This is a genomic window from Stenotrophomonas sp. PD6 (assembly GCF_049199305.1).
GTDB lineage: Bacteria > Pseudomonadota > Gammaproteobacteria > Xanthomonadales > Xanthomonadaceae > Stenotrophomonas.
Map to the genome: position 1 here is coordinate 78,965 of NZ_JBLZQD010000016.1, position 6,000 is coordinate 84,964.

A 6,000-nucleotide genomic window follows, 5' to 3' on the forward strand; every position below is an offset into this window, starting at 1 on the left:
ATGAAGATGCTGCTGTCGCTGCTGCTCATTGCGGTATCGAGTGCGCCTGTAATGGCGTCCACGCCACCGGCGCCAACCAGCCGCGAGGCGGCTACGACGATCATCGCCAACCTGCGCAAGGTCGTCGCAGACCAGGGTGTGGAGCGACTGGAAAAGGTGCGTATCGGCGGCATCGACCAATGGGTGTCGATCCGTGGCAGCGACCGGCGCAACCCGGTGCTGCTGATGCTGCACGGTGGACCGGGTTGGGTGGCCATGCCCACGAGCTGGTACTTCCAGCGCGGCTGGGAGGAATACTTCACCGTGGTGCAGTGGGACCAGCGCGGCGCCGGCAAGACCTATGCCGCCAGCGACCCGGCCACCGTCGCACCGACCATGACCCGCGAACGCATGATCGCCGACAGCGAAGCGATGGTGGCCTGGCTGCGCAGCGAATTCGGCAAGGACAAGATCTTCGTACTGGGCCATTCCTGGGGCAGCTACCTGGGCCTGGAGCTGGCGCAGCGCCACCCGGAGTGGCTGCATGCCTACATCGGCATCGGGCAGATTTCCAACGCGCCCGAAAGCGAGCGGCGCGGCTGGGCCTGGACGCTGCAGCAGGCCATGGCCGATGGCAACGCGGAGGCCGTGGCCGAACTGCAGGCACTGGCGCCTTACGCGCAGGGGCGCACGCCGGTGCCGTTGGAATCGCTGTTCAAACAGCGCAAGTGGCTGAATTACTACGGCGGCATGGTCCACAACCGCCGCGGAGGCGATGCCGAGGCGGCGGCGATCAAGCTGTCGCCCGAGTACACCGACGAGGATGTGGCCGGCATCTGGAAGGGAAACGACTTCTCGATGCAGCACCTGCTGGGCGAGGTGCTGACGCTGGACATGAGTACGGTGCGTGAGCTGAAGACCCCGCTATTCCTCTTCGAGGGGCGGCATGACCACAACGTGTCATCGGAACTGGCGGCGCAGTGGTTCCAGTCGGTGAAGGCACCCTCGAAGCAACTGGTGTGGTTCGAACAGTCCGCCCATGAGGTGATGATCGAGGAGCCGGGCAAGACGTTGCTGACGCTTGTGCAGCAGGTTCGACCCATCGCCGAGCGGGCAGGGGACGCGCCGCGTTGAGGCGGCGCGCGTGCGCTGCTTCACTCCGAACCGGCCGCTGCTCTGGTCAGTGCTTCGGTCACCAATGCTTCCAGCAGCGGCTTCGATACTGCCTGCATCTCTGCGGCGACCGTAGGTTGCACGGTTCTGAATCTGGCCGCATACGGTGAGGCGGTGCCGTGGGCTGCCAGCGAGCTCAGCTCGGCCGCACTGAAGTGGCGCGCATACAGCGATGCCAGCGTGTGCTCCCAGCGCTGCTGGTAGGCCGGCAAGGCGCGCGCGATCTCCGCCCGGAGCCGCTGATCGGCCTGCGCTGCGCCATGCTGGTTGGCCAGCGCGCCGAAGGTGGTAGTGCCGCGCCCGACGTCGTACGCCAGCGACTCCAGACCCGCACCCATGTTGAAGCGCTTGACCAGCGCTTCGGAGGGCGATGCGCCGGGTGCTGAGACTGGCGCGGACGGCGTGGAAGCGGTGGCGGCAGCGGGAGGGGGGCTGTCGCACCCTGCCAGTAGCAGCGCTGTTGCGATGCAGGTTGCGCGAAGTGCAGACGTCCGTTGACGGTGATTCATGTCGAACGCCTAGTTGGGCATCGTCGGGATCGAGGCGAGGTCGACCAGATAGTTGCCCGCCAGTTGGAACTGCTGGGCCGGCGACGAGCGCGGAATATGGATGATCTGCTGGTTGCCGTAGACCTCCCGCTCCAGCGCCAGCGTCGAGGCATCGATGATGCGCGGGGCGGGCGGGGGAATAAAGCGGTCGGCGGCGGAGGCGGGCGCGGCGGCCATCGCCAGCACAACGAATGCATATCGAATCACGTTCGGGTCCTTGTGAGAGTGTGTTCGGTGTCCATGCGCGACCGGCAGGCGCCGGCAGCGCCGCATTGTGCGGTTGGTCGGGGGTGTCTGGCGAGACCGGCCGACCGGGCCGGAAATCATTTGCTCAAACTACGGCAATGCCGTATAGTACTTCCATGTCTTTACTGACGGTCATCGAGTCGCCGCTCTTTACCAGGTACTGGCCTGACTACTGGACGGCGGAACAGCACGCAGAGTTCGTGGCGTTCATCGCCGGGCATCCAGAGGCCGGAGACGTCATCAAAGGATCCGGCGGTTGCCGAAAGGTGCGGTGGGCCGGCGACGGAAGAGGGAAACGTGGCGGCGTACGCGTCATCTACACCCTGCGTCTTGCCAGCGGTGCAGTCGTTGCCTTGACCATTTATGGAAAGGGCACGGAAGAGAACATTCCTGCGCATGTCTTGCGCGAGTTGGCAGAGGAGCTTGGTCATGCCGAAGAGTGAGAAAGTACTGGAGGCACGCGACGCCAAGCGCGATATCGGCGCCGAGTTGCTGGCGTCTGTCCGTGCCATCAAGGCAGGCAAGGTGGGCAAGGTGAACATGGTTCCCGTGTCCATTGCGGCCGAGGCGCGCCAGCGTTTGGGCCTGTCCCAGGCGCAGTTTGCAGGCATGCTGGGTGTTTCGGTGCGAACCTTCCAGGATTGGGAGCAGGGCCGCCGGGAGCCTTCTGGTGCGGCCAGGACGCTGTTGAAGATTGCCGCCATTCGCCCGGATGCGGTGCACGAAGCGCTGGCAGTCTGAGGCGTGGAGCCACGCCGTGCGTGGCTTCGCGGCAATGATCGGCATCAGGCGCAGCGACGCATGGCGTCGCTCTACGGTGGCATTGCCACCGACCCAAATAAAAAGCCACCCGTCGGGTGGCTTTTTTGTCTGCTGTCGTCCAACGGACGCCGGCAAAAATGTGGTGGAGCCAAGGAGGATCGAACTCCTGACCTCGTCGATGCGAACGACGCGCTCTCCCAGCTGAGCTATGGCCCCATGTGTGCTGCTACGCGGCGTGGGTGCCGCGATGCGGGCAAGTGTAGCGCCCGGTACCCCGCGCTGCCAATAGTCTCGCGCTTCCTCTCGATCGAGGATGTGCGTCGAGCGCGCGTGGTGGCTTGCACGAGGTTCGGCGACAACCGGCGCCGCAGCTCTGGTTCGGCAGGATCTGCGGCAATTCGACCCTAAGGCCCGGGACAGCGGGGCCGTGTGCGGCAGGGCGGGGCGCAACTTGAGCGGATTTGCGGCTTTTCTGAACAGGAATCCGGCTTTGTGAAGATGCAACCGGAGGACATTCCTTGCAAATCAATTGGTTAGCCAAAACGAAAGGTTAGAGAATTTTGGCTTGTTTTACGTAAAGAGGACCAGATCGGTGCCGATAAGAAGTGTGACGCAACTCTCACACTACCTTCCCCTCGAGTACCAACGATGACGACCCGTGCCGCCACCGTTTTCTCCACCTCCATTGGCGCGCGGCTGGCGCTGTTGATGGGTCTGATCACCACCGTGGCCTTCGTGGCGCTGGCGGTGCTGATCTACCGCCAGGCCGCCACCAGCTACCAGCAGCGCGTTGAAGCCGGGCTGCAGTCCTCCACTGAACTCATGCGCGACTCGGTCGAGCTGTACGACCGCAGCCTGAGCGACAGCACCGAGCGCATGGCCGGTATCTTCCGCGGCATGCTGCCGGCCGGCGACGTCAGCGTGGATACCGCAAAGACCGTCACCGTGGGAGAGCGCCAGACCCCGACCCTGCGCCTGGGCACCGAAGTACTCAACCTGCAGGACGCGGCGGTGGACCGCTTCGCCGAGGCCACCGGCGGCGGTGTCGCCACCGTGTTCGTGCGCGATGGCGATGACTTCGTCCGCGTGTCCACCTCGGTGCGCAATGCCGAAGGTGCGCGCGCCATGGGTACCGTGCTCGACCATGCCAGCCCGGCCTACGCCAAGATGATCGCCGGCGAAGGCTTCACCGGCCCGGTGCGCCTGTTCGGGGTGGACTACATGACCCACTACATGCCGATCAAGGATGCCGCGGGCGAGGTGGCCGGCATCGCGTTCGTCGGCCAGAACTACACCCAGGGCCTGGCCGCGCTGAAGGCGCGCCTGCGCGATTCCAAGCTGGGCAAGGAAGGCCACTTCCTGGCCGTCAACACGCGTGCCGGCGAGCAGTTTGGTGCCGTCGTCGCCGCCTCCGCCGGCGAAGGCGAGCTGCTGTCGGCGCTGGCGGACCCGGCCGACCAGGCCGCGCTCGACGCGCTGCTGGCCGGCAAGGCTACGCAGGCCACGCTGCGTCTGCGCACCGCGCAGGGCGCACCGGCGCAGACCTACTTCGTCAGCGCCCAGACCTATGGCCCGTGGAAGTGGACGGTGCTGGGCCTGGAACCGACCTCGGTGCTGCAGGCGGTGCTGCACAAGCTGATGCTGCAGATTGGCGTGGTCTCGGGCCTTGGCCTGCTGGCGGTGATCGTGGCGCTGGTGCTGGTGGTGCGCCGCCTGCTCACCGTGCCTTTGGCCCAGGCCGGGCAGGTGGCGCGCGATGTGGCCGCCGGCCGCCTCGACCAGCGCATCGTGGTGCGCAGCCAGGACGAGGTCGGGCGCCTGATGGGGGCGCTGCAGCAGATGCAGGACAAGCTGCGCGAGATCATCCAGGCGCAGAACGAGATGAGCCAGCGCCACGCTGAAGGCGCCATCAGCCACCGCATCGACGCCAGTCGGTTCGAGGGTGAGTTCGGCACCATGGTGACCGGCACCAACGAACTGGTCGCGGCCCACATCTCGGTCAAGATGCGCATGGTCGACCTGGTGCGCCGCTATGCCGATGGTGACCTGTCTCAGCCCATGGAACAGCTGCCGGGTGAAAAGGCGCGCATCACTGAGGCGGTCAATGGCGTGCGTGACCGCCTGCAGGCGATCAATGGCGAGATCAAGCACCTGGTGGCGGCCGCTGCCGCCGGCGACTTCAGCGTGCGTGGCAACGCCGATGCCTTCCAGTACGACTTCCGGGTGATGGTCGAAGGCCTCAACGCGTTGATGGTCACCGCCGACCGCAACCTCGGCGCCCTGTCCGGCCTGCTGCGCGCGCTGGCTGCGGGCGACCTGCGTGGCCGCATCGACGGCCAGTTCCAGGGCGTGTTCGCCACCATGCGCGACGACGCCAACGCCACGGTGGCGCAGCTGACGTCCATCGTGGGTGGCATCCAGCAGGCAGCGGTGTCGGTGGCGACCGCCTCGGCGGAGATCGCGGCGGGCAATGACGACCTGTCGCGCCGCACCGAGCAGCAGGCGGCCAGCCTGGAAGAATCGGCCGCGTCGCTGGAAGAGTTGACCGCGGCGGTGAAGCAGAATGCCGACCACGCCCGCCGTGCCGACCGCCTGGCCGTTGAGGCGGCCGAGGTGGCGGTGCAGGGCGGCGCGGCGGTGGCGCAGGTGGTGGAGACGATGGGCGGCATCGAGGCCTCGTCGAGACGCATCGCCGACATCACCTCGGTCATCGACGGCATCGCGTTCCAGACCAACATCCTGGCGCTCAATGCGGCCGTGGAAGCGGCGCGTGCGGGCGAGGAGGGCCGCGGCTTTGCCGTGGTCGCCTCCGAAGTGCGCGCGCTGGCGCAGCGTTCGGCCAACGCGGCCAAGGAGATCAAGGGCCTGATCGAGGCCTCCGTGGCCCAGGTGGCCGATGGCAGTGAACTGGCCAGCCAGGCGGGGCAGACCCTGCAGCGCGTGGTGGCATCGGTAGGCGAACTGGGCGGGCTGATTGAAGAAATCGCCAGCGCCAGCCAGGAACAGGCGGCAGGGATCGAGCAGGTCAACCAGAGCATCGTGCAGATGGATGGTGTGACCCAGCAGAACGCTGCCCTCGTCGAGGAGGCTTCGGCCGCTGCGCGCGCATTGAACGCGCAGTCGGCCGAGCTGCAGCAATCGGTCGGGCGCTTCCGCCTGGCCGACGCGCAGCCCGCGCGCAAGGAGCGCGTTGCGGCCTGATCGGGCGCGGGGGGGGGGGGGGGGGGGGGGGGGGGGGGGGGCCCCCCCGCCCCCCCCCCCCGGGGGGGGGGGATGGCGGGAAGAAAAGAAA

General features: G+C 66.8%; 6 protein-coding genes and 1 tRNA gene. 4 read left to right on the forward strand and 3 right to left on the reverse strand.

Translation table 11 applies throughout. From position 1 onward, the window contains the following. The gene (locus tag ACOZHM_RS17700; RefSeq protein ID WP_421570631.1) at positions 1-1,113 is read left to right on the forward strand and encodes an alpha/beta fold hydrolase; all 1,113 of its coding nucleotides are present in this window, start codon (positions 1-3) and stop codon (positions 1,111-1,113) included. 20 nt (positions 1,114-1,133) lie between these two features. On the opposite strand, the gene ACOZHM_RS17705 is transcribed toward ACOZHM_RS17700, so the two are convergent. Together ACOZHM_RS17705 and ACOZHM_RS17710 are read right to left on the reverse strand one after the other, a co-directional pair. Further along, positions 1,134-1,490 (reverse strand): hypothetical protein, encoded by a 357-nt coding sequence (locus ACOZHM_RS17705; RefSeq protein WP_421570632.1) that lies wholly within the window; start codon positions 1,488-1,490, stop codon positions 1,134-1,136. 180 nt (positions 1,491-1,670) lie between these two features. Continuing rightward, complete coding sequence (locus ACOZHM_RS17710; RefSeq protein WP_421570633.1) at positions 1,671-1,907, reverse strand: hypothetical protein; 237 nt, start codon at positions 1,905-1,907, stop codon at positions 1,671-1,673. 155 nt (positions 1,908-2,062) lie between these two features. Between ACOZHM_RS17710 and ACOZHM_RS17715 the strand changes: the two genes are divergently transcribed. Together ACOZHM_RS17715 and ACOZHM_RS17720 are read left to right on the forward strand one after the other, a co-directional pair. Then, positions 2,063-2,389 (forward strand): transcriptional regulator, encoded by a 327-nt coding sequence (locus tag ACOZHM_RS17715; protein ID WP_421570635.1) that lies wholly within the window; start codon positions 2,063-2,065, stop codon positions 2,387-2,389. Beyond that, positions 2,376-2,687, forward strand: a complete 312-nt coding sequence (locus ACOZHM_RS17720; RefSeq protein ID WP_421570636.1) for a helix-turn-helix domain-containing protein — start codon at positions 2,376-2,378, stop codon at positions 2,685-2,687. The genes ACOZHM_RS17715 and ACOZHM_RS17720 overlap by 14 nt, the downstream gene beginning before the upstream one ends. Positions 2,688-2,848: 161 nt before the next feature. On the opposite strand, the gene ACOZHM_RS17725 is transcribed toward ACOZHM_RS17720, so the two are convergent. Further along, positions 2,849-2,924: transfer RNA gene (locus ACOZHM_RS17725), tRNA-Ala, on the reverse strand. Positions 2,925-3,356: 432 nt separating this feature from the next. On the opposite strand from ACOZHM_RS17725, the gene ACOZHM_RS17730 reads away from it, so the two are divergent. After that, positions 3,357-5,909: a Cache 3/Cache 2 fusion domain-containing protein gene (locus ACOZHM_RS17730; protein ID WP_421570637.1), complete on the forward strand. Its 2,553-nt coding sequence runs from the start codon at positions 3,357-3,359 to the stop codon at positions 5,907-5,909. Positions 5,910-6,000: the final 91 nt, after the last annotated feature.